Annotated in this window: 29 protein-coding genes; 13 read left to right on the top strand and 16 right to left on the bottom strand. The window is 61.6% G+C overall.

Annotated elements, in window-relative coordinates; genetic code table 11:
• Positions 1-2 precede the first annotated feature (2 nt).
• The 4 genes from C5J24_RS05940 (at position 3) to C5J24_RS05925 (ending at position 3,483) form a co-directional block, all read left to right on the top strand.
• Positions 3-326: an MmcQ/YjbR family DNA-binding protein gene (locus tag C5J24_RS05940; protein WP_105416287.1), complete on the top strand. Its 324-nt coding sequence runs from the start codon at positions 3-5 to the stop codon at positions 324-326.
• A 519-nt stretch (positions 327-845) separates the two neighbouring features.
• Complete coding sequence (locus C5J24_RS05935) at positions 846-1,685, top strand: sulfite exporter TauE/SafE family protein (protein WP_105416285.1); 840 nt, start codon at positions 846-848, stop codon at positions 1,683-1,685.
• A gap of 101 nt (positions 1,686-1,786) precedes the next feature.
• The gene (locus tag C5J24_RS05930) at positions 1,787-2,725 is read left to right on the top strand and encodes an ABC transporter ATP-binding protein (RefSeq protein ID WP_105416283.1); all 939 of its coding nucleotides are present in this window, start codon (positions 1,787-1,789) and stop codon (positions 2,723-2,725) included.
• Positions 2,722-3,483, top strand: coding sequence for an ABC transporter permease (locus C5J24_RS05925; protein ID WP_105416281.1), 762 nt, complete (start codon positions 2,722-2,724; stop codon positions 3,481-3,483). The genes C5J24_RS05930 and C5J24_RS05925 overlap by 4 nt, the downstream gene beginning before the upstream one ends.
• 28 nt (positions 3,484-3,511) lie before the next feature.
• Here C5J24_RS05925 and C5J24_RS05920 read toward each other — a convergent pair whose 3' ends face one another.
• Positions 3,512-4,735, bottom strand: coding sequence for an MFS transporter (locus C5J24_RS05920; protein WP_245440539.1), 1,224 nt, complete (start codon positions 4,733-4,735; stop codon positions 3,512-3,514).
• A gap of 100 nt (positions 4,736-4,835) precedes the next feature.
• Between C5J24_RS05920 and C5J24_RS05915 the strand changes: the two genes are divergently transcribed.
• On the top strand, positions 4,836-5,816 hold the full coding sequence (locus tag C5J24_RS05915) for an AraC family transcriptional regulator (RefSeq protein ID WP_105416279.1): 981 nt from the start codon (positions 4,836-4,838) through the stop codon (positions 5,814-5,816).
• Between the two features lie 2 nt (positions 5,817-5,818).
• Here C5J24_RS05915 and C5J24_RS05910 read toward each other — a convergent pair whose 3' ends face one another.
• Genes C5J24_RS05910 through C5J24_RS05900 form a run of 3 tightly spaced genes read right to left on the bottom strand, consistent with a single transcriptional unit; the run spans position 5,819 to position 7,549 of the window.
• Positions 5,819-6,523 (bottom strand): TIGR02281 family clan AA aspartic protease, encoded by a 705-nt coding sequence (locus C5J24_RS05910; protein WP_046669553.1) that lies wholly within the window; start codon positions 6,521-6,523, stop codon positions 5,819-5,821.
• A complete protein-coding gene (locus C5J24_RS05905; RefSeq protein WP_105416277.1) occupies positions 6,520-6,753 on the bottom strand; it encodes a DUF1289 domain-containing protein in 234 nt (77 codons plus the stop codon). Before C5J24_RS05905 ends, C5J24_RS05910 begins: the two co-directional genes overlap by 4 nt.
• 19 nt (positions 6,754-6,772) lie before the next feature.
• Entirely contained in the window at positions 6,773-7,549 is a 777-nt protein-coding gene (locus C5J24_RS05900; protein WP_105416691.1) for an adenosylcobinamide-GDP ribazoletransferase, read from the bottom strand.
• A 109-nt stretch (positions 7,550-7,658) separates the two neighbouring features.
• On the opposite strand from C5J24_RS05900, the gene cobT reads away from it, so the two are divergent.
• Positions 7,659-8,678 (top strand): nicotinate-nucleotide--dimethylbenzimidazole phosphoribosyltransferase, encoded by a 1,020-nt coding sequence (cobT, locus tag C5J24_RS05895; protein ID WP_105416275.1) that lies wholly within the window; start codon positions 7,659-7,661, stop codon positions 8,676-8,678.
• A 6-nt stretch (positions 8,679-8,684) separates the two neighbouring features.
• Positions 8,685-9,077, top strand: coding sequence for a diacylglycerol kinase (locus tag C5J24_RS05890; RefSeq protein ID WP_105416273.1), 393 nt, complete (start codon positions 8,685-8,687; stop codon positions 9,075-9,077).
• 119 nt (positions 9,078-9,196) lie between these two features.
• Here C5J24_RS05890 and C5J24_RS05885 read toward each other — a convergent pair whose 3' ends face one another.
• Both C5J24_RS05885 and C5J24_RS05880 read right to left on the bottom strand, forming a co-directional pair.
• Positions 9,197-9,427, bottom strand: coding sequence for a hypothetical protein (locus tag C5J24_RS05885; protein ID WP_105416689.1), 231 nt, complete (start codon positions 9,425-9,427; stop codon positions 9,197-9,199).
• 48 nt (positions 9,428-9,475) lie between these two features.
• Complete coding sequence (locus tag C5J24_RS05880; protein WP_105416271.1) at positions 9,476-11,011, bottom strand: HAMP domain-containing sensor histidine kinase; 1,536 nt, start codon at positions 11,009-11,011, stop codon at positions 9,476-9,478.
• Between the two features lie 120 nt (positions 11,012-11,131).
• Here C5J24_RS05880 and C5J24_RS05875 point away from each other — a divergent pair, with 120 nt between their 5' ends.
• From C5J24_RS05875 to C5J24_RS05855, 5 genes are all read left to right on the top strand, one after another.
• Complete coding sequence (locus tag C5J24_RS05875; RefSeq protein WP_105416269.1) at positions 11,132-11,698, top strand: thermonuclease family protein; 567 nt, start codon at positions 11,132-11,134, stop codon at positions 11,696-11,698.
• Positions 11,695-12,360 carry a uracil-DNA glycosylase family protein gene (locus C5J24_RS05870; RefSeq protein WP_105416267.1) on the top strand — a complete coding sequence of 222 codons (666 nt, stop codon included), beginning with the start codon at positions 11,695-11,697 and terminating at the stop codon, positions 12,358-12,360. The genes C5J24_RS05875 and C5J24_RS05870 overlap by 4 nt, the downstream gene beginning before the upstream one ends.
• 48 nt (positions 12,361-12,408) lie before the next feature.
• Positions 12,409-12,897: an Lrp/AsnC family transcriptional regulator gene (locus C5J24_RS05865; RefSeq protein WP_046637655.1), complete on the top strand. Its 489-nt coding sequence runs from the start codon at positions 12,409-12,411 to the stop codon at positions 12,895-12,897.
• A gap of 102 nt (positions 12,898-12,999) precedes the next feature.
• Positions 13,000-13,416 carry an ester cyclase gene (locus C5J24_RS05860; protein ID WP_172723851.1) on the top strand — a complete coding sequence of 139 codons (417 nt, stop codon included), beginning with the start codon at positions 13,000-13,002 and terminating at the stop codon, positions 13,414-13,416.
• 16 nt (positions 13,417-13,432) lie between these two features.
• Positions 13,433-14,185 (top strand): AraC family transcriptional regulator, encoded by a 753-nt coding sequence (locus C5J24_RS05855; RefSeq protein WP_105416263.1) that lies wholly within the window; start codon positions 13,433-13,435, stop codon positions 14,183-14,185.
• Here the strand turns inward: C5J24_RS05855 and C5J24_RS05850 are convergent.
• From C5J24_RS05850 to C5J24_RS05825, 6 genes are all read right to left on the bottom strand, one after another.
• Complete coding sequence (locus C5J24_RS05850; protein ID WP_105416261.1) at positions 14,182-14,871, bottom strand: DNA alkylation repair protein; 690 nt, start codon at positions 14,869-14,871, stop codon at positions 14,182-14,184. The genes C5J24_RS05855 and C5J24_RS05850 overlap by 4 nt on opposite strands.
• Positions 14,872-14,878: 7 nt before the next feature.
• Positions 14,879-15,778, bottom strand: a complete 900-nt coding sequence (locus C5J24_RS05845; RefSeq protein WP_256427131.1) for an NAD(P)-dependent oxidoreductase — start codon at positions 15,776-15,778, stop codon at positions 14,879-14,881.
• A gap of 77 nt (positions 15,779-15,855) precedes the next feature.
• A complete protein-coding gene (locus C5J24_RS05840; RefSeq protein WP_105416257.1) occupies positions 15,856-16,392 on the bottom strand; it encodes a GNAT family N-acetyltransferase in 537 nt (178 codons plus the stop codon).
• Positions 16,393-16,408: 16 nt separating this feature from the next.
• Positions 16,409-16,819, bottom strand: a complete 411-nt coding sequence (locus C5J24_RS05835; protein WP_105416255.1) for a CopD family protein — start codon at positions 16,817-16,819, stop codon at positions 16,409-16,411.
• Positions 16,820-16,821: 2 nt separating this feature from the next.
• Positions 16,822-17,376, bottom strand: coding sequence for a DinB family protein (locus C5J24_RS05830; protein WP_105416253.1), 555 nt, complete (start codon positions 17,374-17,376; stop codon positions 16,822-16,824).
• 152 nt (positions 17,377-17,528) lie between these two features.
• Positions 17,529-18,350, bottom strand: a complete 822-nt coding sequence (locus C5J24_RS05825; RefSeq protein WP_105416251.1) for a class I SAM-dependent methyltransferase — start codon at positions 18,348-18,350, stop codon at positions 17,529-17,531.
• A gap of 136 nt (positions 18,351-18,486) precedes the next feature.
• On the opposite strand from C5J24_RS05825, the gene C5J24_RS05820 reads away from it, so the two are divergent.
• The gene (locus C5J24_RS05820) at positions 18,487-19,209 is read left to right on the top strand and encodes a DUF2270 domain-containing protein (RefSeq protein WP_105416249.1); all 723 of its coding nucleotides are present in this window, start codon (positions 18,487-18,489) and stop codon (positions 19,207-19,209) included.
• Positions 19,210-19,249: 40 nt separating this feature from the next.
• On the opposite strand, the gene C5J24_RS31750 is transcribed toward C5J24_RS05820, so the two are convergent.
• The 4 genes from C5J24_RS31750 to C5J24_RS05800 form a co-directional block, all read right to left on the bottom strand.
• Entirely contained in the window at positions 19,250-19,828 is a 579-nt protein-coding gene (locus C5J24_RS31750) for a hypothetical protein (RefSeq protein ID WP_172723850.1), read from the bottom strand.
• Between the two features lie 852 nt (positions 19,829-20,680).
• Positions 20,681-20,944, bottom strand: a complete 264-nt coding sequence (locus C5J24_RS05810; RefSeq protein WP_046608852.1) for an usg protein — start codon at positions 20,942-20,944, stop codon at positions 20,681-20,683.
• Between the two features lie 151 nt (positions 20,945-21,095).
• A complete protein-coding gene (locus tag C5J24_RS05805; RefSeq protein WP_105416247.1) occupies positions 21,096-21,926 on the bottom strand; it encodes an ABC transporter permease in 831 nt (276 codons plus the stop codon).
• Positions 21,923-22,705 (bottom strand): ABC transporter permease, encoded by a 783-nt coding sequence (locus tag C5J24_RS05800; RefSeq protein ID WP_105416245.1) that lies wholly within the window; start codon positions 22,703-22,705, stop codon positions 21,923-21,925. The genes C5J24_RS05805 and C5J24_RS05800 overlap by 4 nt, the downstream gene beginning before the upstream one ends.
• Positions 22,706-22,738: the final 33 nt, after the last annotated feature.

Raw genomic sequence — 22,738 nt, 5'->3', positions numbered from 1 at the left:
CCATGGCCGATGCCGACATGCTCCGCAATCTGGCCCTTTCCCTGGAGGGAACCTCCGAAGCGCCGCATTTCGACAGGGCGGCGTTCAAGGTCAGGCGCATCTACGTGACGCTGGCGGCCGATGGCCTGACCGCAAATTTCAAGTTCACGCCGGACGAGCAGCAGATCAAATGCGAGATGCTGCCGAACGCCTTTTCGCCGGTCCAGAACGCCTGGGGCCGTCAGGGATGGACGACGGCGTTTCTCTCGGAATTCGAAGAGCCGGATCTCCGCGATGCGCTGGAAACGGCGTGGCGGCATGCGCTTCCCGGCAAACGCCGCGCCTGAACTGCCCCGGCCCGATACACCCGAGACAAGGGGCAGCGGTTAACCTGTGGACATTAATCGACCATAAACCATATCCGGCAACGAAACTGGAACCATAAGCGGCGGCGACGCAAGAGTGACGACGCCGCAGTCCGCCCCCCGCGGCCTTACCCCTACTGCGGCAACGGGACCCGGCGCGCTGACCAAGCCCATGGCGCGTCGGGTCTCACTCGAGCACCATTCCGGGTCGGCTTGATCCACACTTCCAAAAAGAAAGCCGGCTCAGGGAGCCGGCGAGGGTGGAGGTGGGGCTCGCGGGGAGGAGCCGTGCTTCCGGTTACGCAAGAACTTATACTTGAAAACAGTACACATGCGGCAAGCGGAAATGAAAAGGACTAAAACGCTCTGGTCATGACGGTCGCGCGAGAGGTTACGTGCGGCGTAAAAGGCGGGACCGTTGCTTGCCTGGTGGGGACAATGCTGTAAGAACGTCACGGGAAAATGACAGCGGCAGTGGATGTGTCTCCTTCTTCCGACCCGATGTCGGACCGGAGACCGAATTTGTCGATCGCAGCGCTTTTCCCCTTCATCCTGGCACTTCTGGCCGGTGGCGCGGTCGCTGGAATTCTCGCCGGCATGTTCGGAATCGGCGGCGGTGCGATCTTGGTGCCGATCTTCTTTCATGTCTTCGGGCTGCTCGGCGTTCCGGAAGACGTGCGCATGCAGCTGGCGCTCGGCACGTCGCTGGCGATCATCGTGCCCACCTCGATCCGCTCCTATATGGCGCACCGGCAGCGCGGCGCGGTCGATACCGATCTGCTCAAGGGCTGGATCGTCGCGGTGCCCCTCGGCACGCTGGTTGCGACCGTTATCGCCGCCAAGGCGACCAGCGCGGAACTGCAGCTGATCTTCGCGGTCATCGCGCTGGCGCTCGCCTTCCGGATGATCTTCAATCGCGCCAGCTGGAAGCTTGGCGACGACCTGCCGGGCAATCCCGTCAAGTTCCTGGTCGGCACTGGCATCGGCATCCTGTCCGGCCTGATGGGCATCGGCGGCGGCATCCTCAACAACACGTTCATGACCCTCTACGGCCGTTCGATCCATCAGGGAGTGGCGACCTCCTCGGGCGTCGGGGTGCTGATTTCGCTGCCGGGGCTCGCCGGTTATCTCTGGGGCGGCTGGGGGAGGCCCGGCCTGCCACCGTTCTCGACCGGCTATATCAACTGGCTGGCTGTGGCGCTGCTGATCCCAATCACGCTCTACATGGCCCCGATCGGTGTGCGGCTTGCGCATGTGATGTCGAAGCGGCAACTCGAAATCGGCTTCGGCATCTTCCTGATCGTCATCTCGGCGCAATTCTTCATGTCGATTATCCTCTGAAACCGTCAGCAATATTCTTCCCCAAGGGATGGTTTCGAAGGTTTGCGTGCCTATATTCGCGGCGCATCCCGCAAATCGATTCCTTGAGAAGACCGTCCCGCATGGCCTCCGTTGTTTCCATAGATAAACTCACCAAGACCTACGAGAACGGGTTCCAGGCGCTGAAAGGCATCGACCTGGAGATCGAGGAAGGCGAGATTCTCGCGCTTCTCGGCCCGAACGGCGCCGGCAAGACGACGCTGATCTCGATCATCTGCGGTCTCGTCAATCCTTCGACCGGCAAGGTGCTGGTCGGCGGCCACGACGTCATCAGGGACTTCCGCCAGACGCGTTCGCAGATCGGGCTGGTGCCGCAAGAACTGACGACCGACATGTTCGAGACGGTCTGGAACACGGTGAATTTTTCCCGCGGCGTTTATGGCAAAAAGCCGAATCCGGCGCTGGTCGAGAGCATCCTCAAGGAGCTGTCGCTGTGGAGCAAGAAGGACAGCATGCTGCGCGAGCTTTCGGGCGGCATGAAGCGGCGGGTGATGATCGCCAAGGCGCTCGCCCATGAGCCGAAAATCCTGTTCCTCGACGAGCCGACCGCCGGCGTCGACGTCAACCTGCGCCGGGAGATGTGGCAGCTTGTCGAGAAGCTGCGCGCAAGCGGCGTCACCATCATCTTGACCACCCACTATATCGAGGAGGCGGAAGAAATCGCCGACCGGGTGGGCGTCATCAACGGCGGCAAGCTGCTGCTGATCGAAGAGAAAGCGGCGCTGATGAAGAAGCTCGGCCGAAAGCAGCTCCGGCTCGAACTGTCGGAGCCTCTGAAGACGCTGCCTGAAAGCCTGAGCGCCTACAACCTGACGCTTTCCGAAGACGGGACGGCGCTGGTCCACGAATACCAGGGCGAGGAAGGGCAGGGCACGATCGCCGCGCTGCTGTCGACGCTTGCCGCGCAAGACATCCATTTCCGCGATCTTTCCACGCGGCAGAGCTCGCTCGAGGACATTTTCGTGGCGCTGGTGGGACAGAAAGTCGGAGAAGACGCATGAATTTCGAAGCGATCAAGTCGATCTACGTCTTCGAGATGGCTCGATTGCAGCGCACCCTGCTGCAGAGCGTCATCTCGCCGGTCATCACCACCTCGCTCTATTTCATCGTCTTCGGCACCGCGATCGGTTCGCGCATCCAGACGGTCGAGGGTGTTTCCTACGGGTCGTTCATCACGCCCGGCCTGATCATGCTGACGCTTTTGACGCAATGCATCAGCAACGGGTCGATAGGCATCTATTTCCCGAAATTCACCGGCACGATCTACGAGATACTTTCCGCGCCCGTGGCGATGACCGAGATCATCATCGGTTATGTCGGTGCGGCCGCGACCAAGGGGCTGATCATCGGCGCGATCATCCTCGCCACCGCCTCCTTCTTCGTCGAAATCCGGATCGCACATCCGTTCATGATGGTGCTTTTCCTGGTGCTGACGGCGATCACCTTCAGTATGTTCGGCTTCATCATCGGCATCTGGGCGAAGAATTTCGAACAGCTCAATATCATCCCGATGCTGGTGGTGCCGCCGCTGACCTTCCTCGGTGGCAGCTTCTATTCGATCAACATGCTGCCGCCCTTCTGGCAGACGGTCAGCCATTTCAATCCGGTCCTCTATCTCGTCTCGGGCTTCCGCTGGAGTTTCTACGAGATCGCCGACGTCAATCCGATGATCAGCCTCGGCATGATCGGCCTGTTCCTGGTCATCTGCCTGTCGATCCTCGGCTGGATCTTCAAGACGGGTTACCGGCTGCGCAACTGACCGCAGCCGATAACGGTTTGAAGCGGGCTCAGCCCTGGCTGAGCTGGACCTGGCGTCCTCCGCGCATGACCATCACCGATGCACCGAGGATGGACGCGATGCCGAGGAAGGTCATGACGCCGAGCGGTCCCTGGGCGTCGATCAGCAGGCCGCCGAGCACGGCACCGCTGGATATGGCGATCTGGAAGGTCGTCAGCAGCAGGGCGCCGGCGCTTTCCGCCTCGTCGGGTGCTGCCCGGGTGATGTAGCTTTGGATGCTGACCGGCAGGGCGCCGAAGGCAAAACCCCAGAGCGTGATGGCAACCGCTGCTGCCGCCGTCGAGGCCCCGAGGGTGACGAGGAACACGGCGGACACGGCGATCAGGCCGGAGGCGAACACGACCCCAAGCGTCGAACTGCGTTCGGTGATCATGCCCCCGGCGATATTGCCGAAGAAACCGCCGATGCCATAGGCGAGCAGGACGAGCGAGACCATCTCGACGTCAAGCCGCGGAACATCTTCCAGATAGGGGCGGATATAGGTGAAGCCCGCGAAATGGCCGGCGACGATGAGCAGCGTCGCGATCAGCCCGACCCGGATCTTCGGCCGCTTGAGGACCTCCGCCAGCGTGCCGAGCCCGGCATGGCCAGCAGGCGGCAGCGAAGGGACGGTAACGGCCTGCGCCAGCAACGCCAGCACGCCGACCGCGCCGGCGAGCACGAAGGCCGCCCGCCAGCCGAGGGTGGAGCCGATATAGGCGCCGAGCGGTGCGGCCATCACGGTCGCCACCGAGACGCCGGTGAAGATCATCGCCATGGCGCGCGGCAGGTGGTTCATCGGCACGAGCCGCATGGCAAGTGCCCCGGCCATGGCCCAGAAGCCGCCGAGCCCGACGCCGAGCAGGACGCGCGACACGAGCAGTACGGTCAGGCCGTTGGCAAGGGCGGCCAGTGCGCAGGAGAGGATGAGAAGGGCGGTCAGCCCGAACAGCGTCCAGCGCCGGTTGAAGCTGCGGGTGCCGATCACGACAGCGGGGCCGGCGAATGCTGCGACGACGGCGGTCACCGTCACCGTCTGGCCGGCGACGCCGGGACTGATGCCGAGATCTGCGGAGATGGGCGTGAGCAGGCTCGCCGGCAGGAACTCTGCCGTCACGAGGCCGAAGACGCCGAGGGTGAGCGCGATGACCGCGTCCCACCGGGCCTTGGCCGATGTGTTCGGGGAAGATGTGTCGCGCACGACATCGTCCTCTTCGAAAGTGCTGTCAGTCATGGTCATGTCCTGTCTTGGGAGGTGGCACGGAAGACCGCACCGGGAGGATGGACCAGACTTAGGCGTGACAGCCTGTACTTTCCATGCTAGAAAATCCGATATGCTTGACCATTCGTCCAAAGAAACGCCACTAGACGTCTCCGATCCGCTCACCGAGATGCTGCGGGGGTTAAGGCTCGACGGCGTCGAATACGGGCGCTGCCGGCTCGCTGAGCCCTGGGCGACCTCTTTCCCGGCGCAGGAGGCGGCACGGTTCCATTTCATTTCGTCTGGCAACGCATGGCTGCAGACGCCGTCGGGCGAATGGCTGCAACTGCGGCCTGGCGATGCGGCCCTCCTGCCGCGCGGCGATGCACATGTGATCGCAAGCCTCCCGGGCCTGGCGCCGCTGCCCTTCGACCGGTTCGGGCGCAAGGAAGTCTGCCAGGGCGTGTTCGACGTGCAATGCGCCGATGCCTGCGGCAGCACCGTGGCGCTGACCGCCTCGATGCGCTTCAACATCGACAAGCTGCATCCGCTGCTGCAACTGATGCCCGAGACAATGCTGACCAGCGATCTCGCCAGGAACGAGCCGTCGATCCCGCATCTTCTCGATGCCATGGCGCGCGAGGTGGATATGGACCGCGTTGGCGCCGGTGGTATTCTCGCACGGCTCGCCGACGTCCTGACCGCCACGCTGATCCGCACCTGGGTCGAACATGGCTGCGGCGACACGACCGGCTGGATTGCCGCGGTGCGCAATCCCGAAGTCGGCCGGGTGCTGGCCGCCATTCATCTTCAGCCCGACCGTGACTGGAACATTGCCTCGCTTGCCCGGCTGATGGGCGCTTCCCGGTCGGGTTTCGCCGAACGGTTTCTGCGCGTGGTCGGCGAAACGCCGGCGCGCTACGTGGCACGGGTGCGCATGCACCAGGCGCGGCAATGGCTGCGCGACGGCGAACGCGTCGCGACGGTCGCCGAGCGGCTCGGCTACGATGCCGAAGCCTCCTTCAGCCGCGCCTTCAAACGCATCATCGGCACGCCGCCGAGCCACTTCCGGAAGAATGGCGGCGAGGGCGGGGGCATCCGGGATTTCGGCTGACGTCAGTCCCGGAGCCTGAGCTCGTCCGTCTGCATTTGCAGGGAGCCAAGGGTGGAGAGGAAGCTCATGCCGAGCAGGCTCTCGCCGAGCCGTCCGTCTTCCGCCACCATCGCCCGGACGTTTTTGCGCACGATCGGGCCGATGGAGATCTCGTCGAGGCGGACGGGCGCAGCCATCGCCCGGCCGTTGGCGGTCATCACGCTCACTGAAAAATCGAGGCTCTGCGGATTGAGGCCGATGGCGCGGGCATCGTCGTAGGAAAGCACGACGGTGCTGGCGCCGGTATCGACCAGCATCGGCAGGACCTTGCCCTGGACGCTGACATTGGTCTGGAAATGGCTGCCGCGGGTCTTGTGAATGATGACTTCGTTGAGACCGTCGCTGGTCGTCGTGATCACCGCCGTCCCGGGCAGCAGGCCCGCGGTCACCCGGGCGGCGACATTGCGGGCGTCGGCGCGGTAGAGATAGGCGGTGACCAGCGCGAGGATGATCAGCAGCCAGAGGGCGATATTTCGGAGCACCTCGCCGCCATTGCCGCGCCGGCCCGCGAGAATCCCCGCGGCGAGCAGGCCGGCGATCGGCAGGAGGTAGATGATCTGGCCGAAATCGCTGTTGTCGATGCCGAAGGTCTGCCCGGCATCGTGATTGAAGATCAGGAACGCCAGGCCGATGCCGAGGACGATGAGGATGCCGGTCAGCGCGTTCATGCCCTATCGCGTTCCTTGGTTTTCCGCTGCGCCAAAAGCTGCCGGCGCGTCTCCCGCCTTGGCTTTCGCTCGACGGTTTCGAGCCGTGCGGGCAAGGCTTCCATCAGTGCGCGGCGCTCGATATCCGTATAGTCCATCCAGGCGGCGATCTCGTCGCGGGTCCGTCCGCAGCCGAAGCAATAGCCGGTCTTGAGGTCGATCGAGCAGACAAGGGTACAGGGCGAAATCATGCCTCAGTATATCGGGGTTTCACGCGGCAAGAGCAAGAGTGGCGAGCATGGCGATCTCGCTCAATTGTTGAGTAGCGCCGATCGTATCGCCCGTATGGCCGCCGAGTTTGCGGCGCACGAAACGGGTGAAGCCGAACCCGGCGAGCGCTGCAACGATCAGCGACAATAGGACCTTCGGCAGGCCGAGAACGGGGACGAGGAGGATGAGCGCGAAGGCGGCGCCGGTAAACAGCGCGATATTGCGGGCGCCATCCTCCGGAAAGCCGGCACCGGCAGCGACGCCGTTTTCCCGCGCCGACGGCAACGCGCGCCAATGGGCGACCATCACCGCGCGGCTGACGGCGGCAACAGCAAGCACGGCGAGCGCCGCCGTGACCGCATCCAGGCGGAACAATGCCGCGAGCGCCGAGGCCCGCAGGCCAAAAGACAGCACCAGCGCCACGACGCCATAAGCGCCGATGCGGCTGTCCTTCATGATCAGAAGCGCGTGGTCCTTGTCGCGCCCGCCGCCGAGACCATCCGCCGCATCCGCAAGACCGTCCTCGTGGAGTGCGCCGGTCAGAACCGTCAGCGCGGCAAGCGAAAGCAGGCTGACGAGCAGCGGATCGCCGGACTGCAGGAGGAGGAGAACGAGCGCGGGCAGGGCCGCGACGATCAGCCCGGCGACGGGAAAGGCCCGCACGGCCCGCGAAATGGTGCCGTCATGGCCGCGGAAGAGCCGGTCCGGGACCGACACACGGCTGAGGAACCCGACCGAACGGGCGAGATCCGCGATGAATTCCGTTGCGTTTGGCAGTTGTTCCTCCGTCTCGACCCGACTATGAGTTTGCGCACACAAGCGCGATTTGCGGAAAAAGACAAGTTTTCCCGCCAATATGCGAGACCGAGATACAAGAGAGACTTTCATGAGCGTGAGCGGCCTGCCTTTCGATGATTTCCGTGTCCTGCTGCAGAACCTCCCCGGGCCGGACCCGCGGGCGCTGGTTGCCGCGCGCGAGCGCGACGCCCAGCTCACCAAGCCGCCGGGCGCGCTCGGCCGACTTGAGGAAATTGCCTTCTGGCTTGCCGCCTGGACGGGCCGTGCGCCGGCCGTCAACCGCCCGCTTGTGGCGATCTTTGCCGGCAATCACGGCGTGACCCGCCACGGCGTGACCCCTTTCCCGTCGTCGGTGACCCAGCAGATGGTCGAGAATTTCGCAGCCGGCGGTGCGGCGATCAACCAGATCTGCGTCACCCATGACCTCGGCCTGAAAATCTTCGATCTGGCGCTCGACTACCCGACCGGCGACATCACCAGCGAGGCAGCCCTGTCCGAGCGCGACTGCGCCGCGACCATGGCCTTCGGCATGGAGGCGATCGCTGGCGGCACCGACCTTCTCTGCATCGGCGAAATGGGCATCGGCAATACGACGATCGCTGCCGCCATCAACCTCGCGCTTTATGGCGGCGAGGCGGAGGACTGGGTCGGTCCCGGCACCGGGTCGCATGGCGAATTCATGGAGCGCAAGATCGCCGCGGTGAAGGCTGCCGTCGAATTCCACAAGGACCACCTGAGCGATCCGCTGGAAATCCTGCGCCGCCTCGGCGGCCGCGAGATCGCCGCGATCGCCGGCGCCATCCTTGCCGCGCGGGTCGAAAAAATCCCGGTCCTGCTTGACGGATACGTGGTGACGGCAGCGGCATCGATCCTCAAGGCTGCTAATCCGGCGGCACTCGACCATTGCCTGATCGGCCACGTCTCCGGCGAACAGGGACATCTGCGTGCGATCGAAAGGCTTGGCAAGACGCCGCTCCTGGCGCTCGGTATGCGGCTCGGCGAGGGCACCGGCGCGGCACTTGCGGCCGGCATCGTCAAAGCCGCCGCCGCCTGCCATTCCGGCATGGCGACATTCGAGCAGGCCGGCGTCAGCAACAAGAGCCACTGAGCCCTGATGGAAAAGACGCCGCTCGACAGCAATATCGAAAGGGCGACCGGCATCCGCCGGGTGATCGCGGCATTCCGCTACTCCATGCAGGGGCTGATGCGCCTGTGGCAGGAGGAAGCCTTTCGCCACGAGGTAATCGCCTGTGTAGCGGCCATCGTCCTGTTTGCGATCGTCGGCGCCGGCGCGCTCGACTATTTCGTCCTGGCCATCCTGATGCTGGTGCTGTTTGCGGTCGAATCGCTGAACACCGCGATCGAGGAACTGGTCGACCGCATCTCCCCGGAAATCTCCACCGTCGGCCGCCACGCCAAGGATCTCGGCTCGTTCGCGGTGTTCTGCCTGCTCTGCGCCAACGGGTTTTTCGTGGTTTATGTGGCGGTCAAGGGCGTTTGGGGGTGAGATTGGCGATTACTAACTCTTGCGAGACGTGTGGCGGAAGCGCTGAATGACGATTTCGTCTGCGCCGACACGGTAATAGACCGTGTAGGGATAGGGTTTGAGAAAGAAGCGGCGAAGTTTCACAGGCCGTACTTTGCCCACATGGCGCGGACTTCCTCTTCCGTCGCGATCTCTCCACGCTCAATCTCCCGGTCAGCCTCTTCCAGGTCGGCCTCTTCCTCCGGCGTAAGCTGATAGACCTCCCCGCCATCCTCACCCATGAAGCTCAGAAGAATCGCGGCGATCTCATCCTGCATTTCGGCAGGGAGTTCCTTGGCTGCTTCGATGGCGCGGTCGAGAAGTTTGGTCATGGCAGCATTATGCACCGAAACCAGCCGGTCCAAAAGAGGTCGATCGCCTCAGGCGAAGCTCTTGCGGCGGCGGGCGACGGTCTGTGCGTCGGCAACCGCCGGCACGCTCTGCAGGACGCGTGTCGCCGGCAGGATGGCGATCGCTTCGGTGCCTTCGCGTAGCTTGGAGCGCAGGATGAACTGGCCGTCGTGCTTGGCAAGGATCGCCTGGACGATCGGCAGGCCGAGGCCGGTGCCCTGTTCGGCGCTCTTGATGGCAATCGAACCCTGGCCGAAGGCCGACAGCACGACCGGGATTTCCTCTTCCGGAATGCCGGGTCCGTTGTCCTTGATCGCCACATACTGGCCGCCGCCGGCGGTCCAGCCGACCTTGACGGTAACCTCGCCACCCTGGGGCGTGAATTTGACGGCGTTCGAAAGCAGGTTCAGGAGAACCTGGCGCATCGATTTTTCATCGACCCAGACCTGCGGCAGATGGGGTTCGAACTGCTGGCCGATCGAGATGTTCTTGGCGCTTGCGCGCAGCTGCACCATGCCGATGCAATCCTCGGCGATTTCCAGCAGCGACAGTGATTCTTCAGCAAGGTCGTAACGGCCGGCCTCGATGCGCGACAGATCAAGGATCTCGTTGATCAGGTTGAGCAGGTGCTGGCCGGAACGGTGGATGTCGCCGGCATATTCCTTGTAGGTCGGGTTGGCGAGCGGCCCCAGAACCTCCGAGCTCATGACTTCGGAGAAGCCGAGGATGGCGTTGAGCGGCGTGCGCAGCTCGTGCGACATTGAGGCGAGGAACCGGGACTTGGCGAGGTTCGCCTCCTCGGCCCGGCGGCGGGCCTCGTCCGACATGGATTTCGCCACTTCCAGCTCTGCGATCAGGTCGTCTTTTTCGGACTGATAGGACATCAGCGTCAGGTTGGAGCGATAGAGCCGGTCGGCGATATAGTGGAAGAAGACGACCGCGGTGGCGCAGATCGCCGTCATGCCGATATCGAGCACATTGCGCGACAGGATGGCGGTGGCGAGCAGCGCCAGGATCATCGGCAGGAAACCGAACAGCACGCCGAGCCGCAGCATGAAACTGCTCATCGCGGTGATCGAGATCGCAAAGAGGAGGACTGCGCCCTTGTAGAAATAATAGCTGTCGCCGGAACAGGCATTGCAGTTCTGCAGCGCAAACAGTGCCCAGCCGGCGCCGACGATCACCTGCGCGGCGAGCAGCCTGCGACGCCACTTCTGGACCTCGGTCGAGGCGATGTCCGCGCGGCTCGCGCGACGGGCGAGCAGCACGTTGATCGCATGGACGCTGAACATCAGCAGCGCCCAGGCAAAGAGATTGGCGTTGGGGTTGAGATAGACGCCGATCGCCGTCACGACGACGATGAAGATCGGCATGACCGATGCGCTCTGCAGCACGGCATTGACGTGCATGGCGATCATGTCGCGGTCGAAGACCTGATTGCCCTGAGAGCTGGATTGCAGGCGTTCCCGGGTGGCGCGAACGGCTTTCGACACAGCCTTGTTACGGTGGCCGCGCGAGCGATCAACGATGTTCTTGTCGGTCGATGTGCTGACGCCGCTACTCATGGCCACTGAACTGATACCCCGGGTGTTGAGAGAGTATGGCCAAATCCTTAAGAGAGTACTGCCGGGAAAGGTTTTGTTTGCCATTTTCCTGAAGCTTCCGTTTTCCAATAAGGCTGGATTGTGGCTCGAACGTTCAGGGTTTTTCGCGATGGCGCGGTTCTCGCGGCCTTCTTCATCCTTCTGGTGCTGATCGCCGCCAAGCTGGACGAGGCAGCCGACAGCACCGTGCGCGGCCCGTTCCATGTGATCGACGGTGACACGCTGGCGGTGGGCGGCGAGCGCCTGCGGCTGCAGGGAATGGATGCGCCGGAGCTCGACCAGACCTGCGAAGACGGCCGCGGCAGGCCATGGGCCTGTGGGGAAGAGGCGAGGCGGCTGCTGATACGGCTCGTCGCAGGCGGTGAGACGGAATGCCTCGGTCGCGAGCGCGACAAATATCGCCGGCTCCTGGTGCGCTGCCGTTCAGGCGCGACGAGCGTCAACGGCACGCTGGTGCGGCAGGGCCTCGCAGTCGCCTCCGGGCGTTATGCACAGGAACAGGTGGCAGCGCGGCGCGAACGGCTGGGGCTGTGGGCCGGCCCGTTCGAAAGCCCGCGCGATTGGCGCGCCAGCCGCGGCATGATGGACGATTCAAGCATGGTGGAGGCATTTTGGGATTGGATGAAACGGGTGACAGGCTGGCAATGAACAGGGATGACATCGCCGACGGCGAGGAGGATATCGGCGGCCTGGCCGGCGCAATCGCTGCCTGTCGCATCTGTCGCGACGCGCCCGCGAAAGGCGAGGGTGACCGGCTGCCGCATGAGCCGCGGCCGGTCGCCGTGCTGTCGAAGACCGCGAGGGTGCTGATCGCCGGCCAGGCGCCGGGGCTTCGGGTGCACGAGAGCGGGCTGCCGTTCAACGACGCTTCCGGCAACCGCCTGCGCGACTGGATGGCGGTGACCCGCGAAGAGTTCTACGATCCGCAGAGGTTTGCGATCGTGCCGATGGGCTTCTGTTTTCCAGGCTATGATGCCAAGGGCAGCGACCTGCCGCCGCGGCTCGAATGCGCGCCGTTCTGGCGCGCCAGGGTAGTCGCCGCCATGCCGCAGATCGAACTGGTTCTAGCAGTCGGCAGCTACGCGCAGGCCTGGCATCTGGGGAGCCGGCGACGCAAGGGCATGACGGAAACGGTAGAGAACTGGCGAGACTATGTTTTCGCCAACCAGGGGCCGAGGATACTGCCGCTGCCGCATCCGAGCTGGCGCAATACCGGCTGGCTCAAAAAGAATCCATGGTTCGAGACGGATCTGCTGCCGGTGCTGCGACAGCATGTGGATAGCTTGATACGAGAAACAAATTTCGGTTAACTGCCGCGAATTCGGTGTATAACGAAAAATCATTTCGAAAGGACTCTGATGGACCGCCTCGACCGTAAGATACTGCGCATTCTACAGGAAGATTCCACTCTCGCCGTCGCGGACCTCGCGAAGAAGGTCGGCCTGTCGACCACGCCTTGCTGGCGCCGCATCCAGAAGATGGAAGAGGATGGCGTCATCCGCCGCCGTGTGGCGCTGCTCGATCCGGTCAAGGTCAATACCAAGGTCACGGTCTTCGTCTCGATCCGCACTGCCAGCCACTCGATCGAATGGCTGAAGCGGTTTTCGGAAGTCGTCGTCGATTTCCCGGAAGTGGTCGAATTCTACCGCATGAGCGGCGACGTCGATTACCTGCTGCGGGTCGTCGTGCCGGACATCGGCGCCTATGACGCCTTCTACAAGCGCCTGATCGCCAAGATCGAAATCCGCGACGTTTCGTCCGTCTTTGCGATGGAGCAGATCAAGTACACGACCGAACTGCCGCTCGACTACATGACGCTGGACAACCAGAAGTCTGGCGAGGAATAGTTCGCCGTTTGGCGGATCGGAATCATTTTCTGGCAGGACGGGCCGAGTTGAAACGGCCCGTTTGGTTTTATCTGGGTTTCATCGAAACAGATGGAGCTCGACATGCAGGACCAGGCCAAGGCCAATAAGGCGATCATCCGCGGATATATCGAAGAGATCTGGAACCGTGGTCTGATCGAGCGCTTCGGGAATTTTTTCGCGGCCGACTATCAAGAGGCCACCTATTCGCCGGCCAGTTCGGAAGGGCATTGCGCCATGGTGGCGGTGCAGAAGCGGATCATGCCGGATGCTGTCTGGACGATCGAGCGGATGGCCGCCGAGGACGATGGCGTCATGTGCGAGCTGATATTGCGCGGCACGCACCAGGCGGCTTTCAAGGGCGTCGAACCCTCCGGCAATCCCATCCGCGTGCGCGCCTACCGGAGCTTCGTCCTGAAGGACGGAAAGATCGTCCATCATTCCGCATTGCTCGACACCGCCGAACTGCTAAAGCAGATGCAGGGACAGCAGGCGGCATAGGGCAAGTCCGGCAGCGATGGCGACGATTTCTCATGCCTATCATCGGGTGTTCGACGAGCCGTTCGAAATCGAACGGGCCTTCGATGCCGATTACCTGCTTTACGCCTCGACCGGCACCTTCGTTCTCGATATCGGCGACCGCCGCTGGATGCTGCCACCGCAAAGGGCGGCGCTGATCGCAAGGGGAACGGTAATCGCAGTGCGCAGCAAGGGGCTGGCCACGGCGTCCTCTGTCCTGTTCGGCGACAGCGAATTCGAAGCGCCGCTGCCGGCCTGTCGTGTCTTCGGTCTTTCCGATCTGGCGCGGCAGATGGTCCTGCATGTCATGCGTTGGGACGCCGGGCGTGACCCAGGGCACGAAGCTGCGAATGCTTTCTTCAAGGCGCTTGCGTCCGTCGCGCGGAATCTGGCTGCGGACGAGGACGAGACGTGGTTGCCGAAACCGCAGTCGCCGGGCATGGCGGTCGCCGTCGCGCGGATGCTGGAAGATCTCGACCAGGATCTTGATTTCGGCTCCCTTGCGGAGGCTGCCCGACTTTCGGAACGGACGCTGGCACGAAAATTCGATGCGGAGCTCGGCATGAGTTTTCGCGATTTCCGGCATCGGGCGCGGATGGTGAGGGCCAAGGAGATGCTGCTCGCCGGCCGGGAGTCGATCACCGAAATCGGCCTCGCTTGCGGGTTCGAAAGCACGAGTTCCTTCATCAAGGCGTTTCGGACCTTTGCGGGCGCGACGCCGCGGCAATACCGGATGGGTAAAGCCGGCTAGGCCCTCAGTCGCGCCAGAAGCTTCTCGCCCGACAATTCCTTCGCGGCATCCTTGCCGATCCAGCGGGCGGTCTTGTCCGGCGAGGCGGCGAGCTTTTCGGCAAGTGCCAGGGCAGGGACGTGGCAGGTTCGGTTGCGCTTGCCGATATTGCGGAGCGCCCAGTTGACCGCCTTCCTGACGAAATTGCGCGGGTCGACAGAATGCGCCTCGATCAGCGGCAGATAGGAAACGAAGGTATCGTCCGGCTCCTGTTTGCGATGCACGGCGGCGCCGGCGATCATCGCAAACGCGGTGCGGCGGACGAACTCCCGATCGTCCTCGGCGAAATCCGCGACAAGTTCCTGCCAGTACGGTGTCTCGGTCAACAGGTCGGCGGCGGTGTCGACGATTTCCCAGGAGGCAAAATCCTCGGCCCATCCGCGCGCCTCGGCCGGCGTCAGCGACGCGGGATCGGCGGTATAGATCGCCAGCATGCGGGCTTCGCGGATGCCGGTGCGCCAGAGGTCCAGCGCCCGGCCGTGATCGCGTTTGACGGCCCGCGCGATCTTCTGCAGGTCGGGATTGGAAATGCCGATGGCCTTGTCGGTGACGATGCCGAAACGGGCCATCCCCAGGATGCTCTCCTCCGAGCGCAGCGTTTCGAGATGCGCGATGATCCCGGCGACGTCGGAGGAGGGGCCGATCATGATCGGCCTATTTCTTTTCGAGCCGGGCGAGCAGCGAGGACGTATCCCAGCGCTTGCCGCCCATCGCCTGGACGTCGCCGTAGAACTGGTCGACGAGGGCGGTGACCGGCAGCTTGGCGCCGTTGCGGCGGGCTTCGGTCAGCACGATGTCAAGATCCTTGCGCATCCAGTCGACCGCAAAACCGAAATCGTATTTGCCGGCATTCATGGTCTTGTAGCGGTTTTCCATCTGCCAGGAGCCAGCCGCACCCTTGGAGATCACCTCGATGACCTTTTCGATGTCGAGGCCGGCCTGCTTGCCGAAATGGATCGATTCGGCCAGCCCCTGGACGAGGCCGGCGATGCAGATCTGGTTCATCATCTTGGTGAGCTGGCCGGCGCCTGCCGGACCCATGAGGCCAACCATGCGGGCATAGGCGTCGATCACCGGCCTGGCCTTTTCGAACGTCGCCTTGTCACCGCCGCACATGACGGTGAGCACGCCGTTTTCGGCGCCGGCCTGGCCGCCGGAAACCGGCGCGTCGATGAAGCCGACGCCCTTTTCCCGGGCCGCGGCATTGAGCTCGCGGGCGACTTCGGCGCTGGCTGTCGTATTGTCGATCAGGATGGCGCCCGGTTTCATGCCGGCGAGTACGCCGGTCTCGGTGATTGTCACCGAGCGGAGATCGTCGTCGTTGCCGACGCAGACGAACACGAAATCGGCATCCCTGGCCGCTTCGGCAGGCGTGGCGGCGGCCTTGCCGCCGAACTTCTTCGCCCAATCCTCGGCCTTGGCAGCCGTGCGGTTATAGACGGTGACGTCATGGCCGCCCTTGACCTTGAGATGCCCGGCCATGGGATAACCCATCACCCCGAGACCGATGAATGCCACTTTCGCCATGCTGAACCTCCAGAATTTTGTTGCCAGAGGATTAGAGCAAAGCGGACCTTCGGAAAAGCGCAGTTCGGTGAAAAGCGCAGATTTCGGTATCCGGCGCGGGACGTTTATCCGCCTGCGGCGGCCAACGCGTAGCGGCACTGCCGGATGTTTTCTCCGCGCGGCCGCGAAAAGCGGTCGACGGTATCGAGATAGTGAAAACCGAGCTTGGCGAGGATGCGTCCGGAAGCCGGATTGTCCTGCGCATGTCCCGATTTCAGGACCGAAAGCCCGATCTCCTCGAAGGCAAAACGGATCGCAGCACGGGCAGCCTCCGACGCATAACCGAAACCCCAGGCGGACCGTTCGAACCAGTAGCCGAGCTCTCCTTCGGCATCGGCAATCTCGTCGATATCGACGAGGCCCACCATGCGGCTTTCGACTTCCACGGCGAAACGGCAGGCTTCACCGGCGAACCATTCCCGCTCGTGATCGGAAAACCATGCTTCCGTCGCCGGGAGGTCCGGCGGAAAGGCGGCCATGCGCAGCATGCGCGTGACCTCCCAGTCGGACTGGATTTCGAGTGCGCGACCGGCATCGGCGCCCGTCGTCGGCCGAAGCACGAGCCGTTCGGTCTTCAGCGGACGGCGCGGGGGGACCGGCATCGGCCTTCGCCGCAGCTCAGAACGGCTTGATGACCGCCAGCGCGACGATGATGACGACCGAGCCGAGGACGATCGGCAGGCCGGCGCGCACGAAGGCCGGAGGATCGAGATGCGGATCGGCTTCCATGCGGCGCATCCAGGCGCCCTGCATGCCGTGCAGCGCCGACAGCATGAGGACGATCAGGAATTTGAAGCCGAACCAGCCGGAAGTATAGAAACCGTAGCCGAAGGCGAGCCACAGGCCGAAAAGCCAGGCGCCGCCGAGTGCGGCCGTGGTGACGGTGCGGTCGTATTTCCTGAGCGCCGAAATGACGCCGGTGCGGATGGTCGGCGGCACCATGCCGATGACGAAGGCGTTGATCAGCATGCCGCCGATCAGCAGGAAGTCGGACAGAATGTGCAGGGCCTTGATAACGAAATACAGCATGGTCAACTCCAGATCATGGCTTCGGTGAAGCCCAGTTCGGCAAAATCCTGTTGTCTCAATTGGTCTTCGCCCATGCAGAAGAACTCGTCGAGCTGCGGCGGTTGAACGGTGGTTCCCGACAGCATGGCGTGAACCTGGCCGCGATGATGGATCTGGTGCTGGAAGAGATGCATCAGCAGCCGATCGGCAGGTTCGACCTGCACGAAGGTGCGCCGGGGAATACGGATGTCCTCGGCGATCGTTTTCTCATCCAAGCTTCGACAGTGGTCGATGAGGCGGCGATCGGCGGCACGCTGCTCGCGATCGAGATCGGCGAAGAGCGGACAAGGAATCTCCGGATCGAAGGCGGCGGGGCCGAGGCAATCGCCTTTGAGCGCGCTGATATAGAGCCAATCGACGGTCAGGATATGGTTGAGGGTATGGATGATCGACGGGAAGAAGCTGACCCGCGTCGCATCCAGCTCTTCGCGCGAAAGTTCTCCGCAGGCTTTCAGCAGCCGGTGGTTGGCCCATGCGTTGTTATAGGCCTGGGCAAGAAGATAGCGCTGCGGCGTCATCCGAATCCCTCCGTTGCGGAGGCAAACTATCGATGAAGAGGGACGATGAGAAGATGGCTCGCGAACACTAGGATGATTTCACTTGGTCGCTGTCGGCGCCTGTCACGACCTGTGACGGCGCCGAGAATTGCCATTGCGCTCTCAACCTGCAATCACGACTTTACAATCAGCCGCGCGATCACCAGATGCCCTGGCGTCGGATTGCCGTCCTGCATCCGCACGTTGATGTCGGAGATTTCAAGAAGCTCGAAGCCGGTGGCGGCGAGGCGTTCGCGGACATAGGTTTCCGAATGGGCGAAACGCTGGTGCGGGGCGACGATGTAGGGCCGGCCGGCAAAGCTCTCGTCGGGCAGGGTCTCAGAGGAGAATACAAACAGGCCGCCGGGAGCCATGTTTTCTGCCGCGCCGAAGAACAGCGGTTCCAGCGCGCCGAGATAGGGCAGCACGTCGGTGGCGGTTACCAGGTCAAAGGGCTCGTCGTCGTTGTCTTCGAGGAAATCCTCGACTTCGGCCACGTAAAGCGTCTCGTAGAGATCCTTTTCGTGCGCGATTTCAACCATGTTCTCGGAAATGTCGATGCCGGTGATGTCGTCGACCATGTCGCGCAAAGTGCCGCCGGTAAGCCCGGTGCCGCAGCCGAGATCGAGCATCCGCTTGAACGGCCCGAGCTTCAGCTCCTGCAGGCGCTGGCGTACGATTACCGGCACGGCATAGCCCAGCTGCTCGACGAGAATGTCCTCGAAGCTTTCGGCGTGCTGGTCGAACAGGGTTTCCACATAGGCGTCCGGCGCCTTGGGGGGCGTCTCGCCGCGGCCCATGGCTGCGATGCGCACGGCGGCGCCGCCATGGTCCTCGGGATCGAGTTCGAGCACCTGCTCGTAGGCCTTGACGGCGGCATCGATATCGCCCGCTTTTTCCAGCGCCAGCGCGCGGTTATAGGCCTCTGCCAGGGCTTCCTCGTCGATCTTCTTCATGGCCAGCGTCCTTCTTTTTGCAAGCGGCTTTAAGCCGCTGGCCGGCATTTGTCCATCAGGGGGAACGCGGCGGGTGCTCATTCGTTGAAAGGTCAAAGCAGAACGGCTTTTTGAGAACCACCTCCGGGAGAAGGTCATGCCTGCCGATGAGGGCAAGAGCGTGCTGGAGCAGAATGTCGAGCGGCGCGCGCCGTCGCTGCCGATGACCTCCGCCGAAAAGGCCAATGTGATCATCCACTATTACCGCGGCGAACTCGGGCGGATGACCAGCTGGCGCGACCGCATCGACCGCACCTCGAACTGGTCGATCACGGTGGTGGCGGCGCTGCTGTCGGTCTCGCTGTCGACGCCGACATCGCATCACGGCGTGGTTCTGTTTGCGATGCTGCTGATCTCGCTGCTTCTCCTGATCGAAGCACGGCGCTACCGCTTCTTCGATGTCTACCGCGCAAGGGTCCGCAAGCTGGAACGCCATTATTTCGCGCAGGCGCTTTATCCGCAGGCGGACCTCAAGCCAGACTGGGCGCAGGCGATCGCCACGAGCCTGCGCAATCCCTGTTTCCTGATCAGCAATCGCGAAGCATTGTTTCGCCGGGTAAGGCGTAATTACGTCTGGATGTACGCCATCCTGCTGATGGCGTGGCTTCTGAAGATTTCGACACCCAAACTCCTGCCCAACGATACTGAGGCGGATGTCGTCTTTTCATGGTCGGAGGCGGTCAATAACGCCGCGCTCGGTCCGCTGCCGGGATGGAGCGTGATTGCGCTCGTCGCGCTGCTTTATGCCGCCGTGATTTTCTCAGCCCTGCATCGCGAGCCGGACGACGGCGAATTCGCCCATGGCGAAGTGCACGTCTGAAACGCGCGGCTGCCGAATGCGAGCCCGCCAACCGAAGCTCCTAATGGGCCTTCATACGATGAAATAACGCTGCGGTTGAAAAGGCGCACACTTGAGAGAAAAAGGAAGTAGACAACCCCACGTAAAATGGAAAAGAAGATGCCGTAAATAAAGTAGATTTTCCAACGTATTTTTCTTCAGAAATCCCAACGTGATGGAAGAACGATATGTTCGTCATGAATAAAGTGATCATATAAAAGATTCCTGTCCCAATTATCATTCCGTTATTGTATCCACCGGCAATATTTAATGTTTTTTGTTTCGAATAAGCAATAATCGCAGCAAAAAATAGGACAGTACTCCCGACAAAATAATTTATCAATCCGGCAACATAATAGAACCCCGAAATATTGTCGTACTTGTTCAAATCTTCAAATCGAGCTTGAAATGACTTACTTAAGTTCAAGGTTGAAAATAGCAATCTATCAAAATATCCAATAGAGAAAAAATATCCCAGCAAATATGTTGCAGATGTGACGATTATTATCGATGATATTATCGTAATATTTATGTAGCTCTGAAGCTGAGGATGATCTTTATATTGGAAAGGGAATATTTTATCGTTATCGATTTTGGGCATTTTTAACCTCTAGAAATGTCGCCACATATCCAATTCGAGCACAACAGAAGATAATAATTTGCAAGCTTCACGTTGGCAAATCAGACATCTACGCTATTCCTTTGTTCGAAATCCGTTCCATATCCAGTCAATAAGCAAATTAAAAGTCTTGTAGGCGTTTGGAATTCTACCGGAGTTGGAGATTTTAACTGAGTAATCAAGGATTTTCGAAAAAAAATAACAAGACAGCATAAATAAAAAGTATTTTCTAGTTTGAATTGAGTAATACATGAGGAAAAACGAGACTAAAATTAGAAGAGTGCGGCCAAAGATCTTCATAAATTTTACTCTTACTCCCAATTAAACCACCATTTAATTTCTTAATTTAAAGTGTGCGCCCCACCCACAAACCTCGCTTCTGCCGCCTTCATCAATCGATCCGTCGCCTTGATGTTGGAGCCCGTTGTCACGTGAATGGAGGAATGGCTGGGTATTGAGCAAGACAGCCCATTGCCTGAAAGTGGCGACGTGCGCAGCAAGAAGGTCGCCCTCCGCACCGGCGGTGCACTCTCCGGACGCCTCAAAACCTGCCACACCTCCCCCGAAGTAACGCCTCGAAGAGCACTGTCATCATTAACAGCCGTTATGCAGAAACCTAGGTTTTCACGTCAAACGTGTGAGGTAATCACACTAAAACAGCAACCAAGGGAATGATTGCCTGGATCGCCAATGCGCGACGGGGTCAATTGACCGCAGGCAAACAAGGCCGACGTTCTGGCTTCAGGCTGGATGCGCATAAGGCATTCATCATCGGCACTTCGCAGCAGCCGGATATGACCCGACTAAAATGGACGCGCCGTAGACCGCTGTTTCTTAGTGCAGGATGATCTCGCCCTTCACGGCTCGCCACTCGCTGGCCGAGATCAGCTTGCGGTGGACATAGCGGACGGAATGCAGCGGGCCGTCGAGCTTCTCCTGCCAGAATTTGAGAAAACCGTTCATCTCCGGGAAGTCCGGGGCGAGGTCGTAGTTCTGCCAGACATAGCTTTGCAGCAGGGCCGGATGGTCCGGCAGGCGGTAGAAGATCTGGGCGGTCGTCAGCCCGTAGCCTTTCAGCATCAGTTCCATTTCAGACATGCAAGCAGTTCCCGTTTGTTGTTTCGAACTGACGTCGTTGCGTCATTCGATAGGAGAACATGCCATGTTTAACCGAAGCTTTACAATTGCGCCTTAAGAGCACATTTGTGATAATTTTCAGTATGTTAGCAGCTATGATTTCCGAGTGCTGCTAACGCTTCAGATGGCGCGTCAGGCGCGCCTCGATGAAGGCCCAGAGGTGCCGCAGCGCTTCGACGATGGCGAGATAGAAGATCGCCGCCCATAGATAGCTCTGGTAGTCGAACGTGCGGGAGAAGGCATAACGCGTCTCGCCCATCAGGTCGTAGACGGTGACGACCGCGACGACGGCCGATCCCTTGATCAGAAGCACGATCTCGTTGCCGTAGGGGCGCAGTGCGACGATCAGCGCCTGAGGCAGGATGACCTTGCGGAAGGCGTTGCGTTTCGAAAGGCCGAGCGCGGCGGCACCCTCGTGCTGGCCGCGCGGGACGCTTTCGATTGCGCCGCGCAGAATCTCCGCCTGGTAGGCGGCGGTGTTGAGTGTCAGCGAAAAAAGGCCGCAATACCAGGCTTCGCGAAAGAACCACCAGAGGCCGACGGATTCCAGCTGCGGGCGGAAACTGCCGAGCCCGTAATAGATCAGGAAGAGCTGGGCGAGCAGCGGCGTGCTTCGGAACACGTAGACATAGGCGTAGGCGATGGCGTTCAGCGCCTTGTTACTCGACATCCGTGCAAAGGCGATCGGCGCCGACAGGACGGCACCGAGGACGACGGCGAGGCCGACCAGCGAGATGGTGGTCCAGAGGCCGTGGAGGTAGCGCGGGCCGTAGCGCAGGAATTTGTCCTCGTTCCAGCCATTGATCATCATGAAGGCAAGCGCGATCGCAAGGGCCGCCCACACCACCAGCACGACGATGCCGGCAATGCGCGCCGGCGCCAGCGTTTTTTGGATCAGGGCCGGGGGCACGCGGGGCGGGATCAGTTCCTTGACGTAGCTCATCGATGCCCCTCCGAACGTTTCGCCCAGCGCTCGACGAAACCGAGGCCGACGGACGAGATCATCGCGAGGATCAGATAGAGCAGGCAGGCGATGCCGTAGAAGAAGAAGGCTTCCTTGCTGACGCGCGCCGCAATGCCTGTCTGGCGCAGGATGTCGGCAAGCCCGATCACCGACACATAGGACGTATCCTTGAGCAGGATCAGCCAGAGATTGGTAAGGCCGGGCAGCGCGATGCGGATGAGCTGCGGCAGGATGACGAGAAGCATGGTGCGCGAACGGTGGAGACCGAGCGCATCGCCTGCCTCGTACTGGCCACGCGGGATCGCCCTGAAGGCCGACAGCATGACCTCCGAGGAATAGGAGGAGAAGACGACGGCGAGCGCCGCCATGCCGGCAATGAAGGCGTTGATCTCGACGCGCCCGGCATAGCCGAAGGAGGCGAGCACAGCCTGGATGAGGATCTGCAGGCCGTAATAGACGATGAACAGGGTCAGCAGTTCCGGCAGGCCGCGGAAGATCGTCGTGTAGATGCCGGCGGCAAGCCTCAACAGCTTGTCCTCGGACTGTGCGGCAAGCGCGATCAGGAAGCCGATGACCAGCCCGACGGGCAGGGTGGCGAGCGCGAGCGTGATCGTCACCTTGACGCCGAAGGCGATCTCGTCGCCCCAGCCGGCCTCGCCGCAGGCAACGATGCTACCGGAACCGAAGAGTGAAAAAAGCCCGACAGGCCCGCAAAGCGGATCAAGCACCGAAAAGAGGGCGGAAAAGAATCCGCTCATAAGGTCGTTTTCCCCTGCGGCCTTTTTGTGTGC

It is taken from the genome of Neorhizobium sp. T25_27 (assembly GCF_002968565.1).
Classification (GTDB): domain Bacteria; phylum Pseudomonadota; class Alphaproteobacteria; order Rhizobiales; family Rhizobiaceae; genus Neorhizobium; species Neorhizobium tomejilense.
This window is presented reverse-complemented; position numbering and strand designations above follow the sequence as displayed.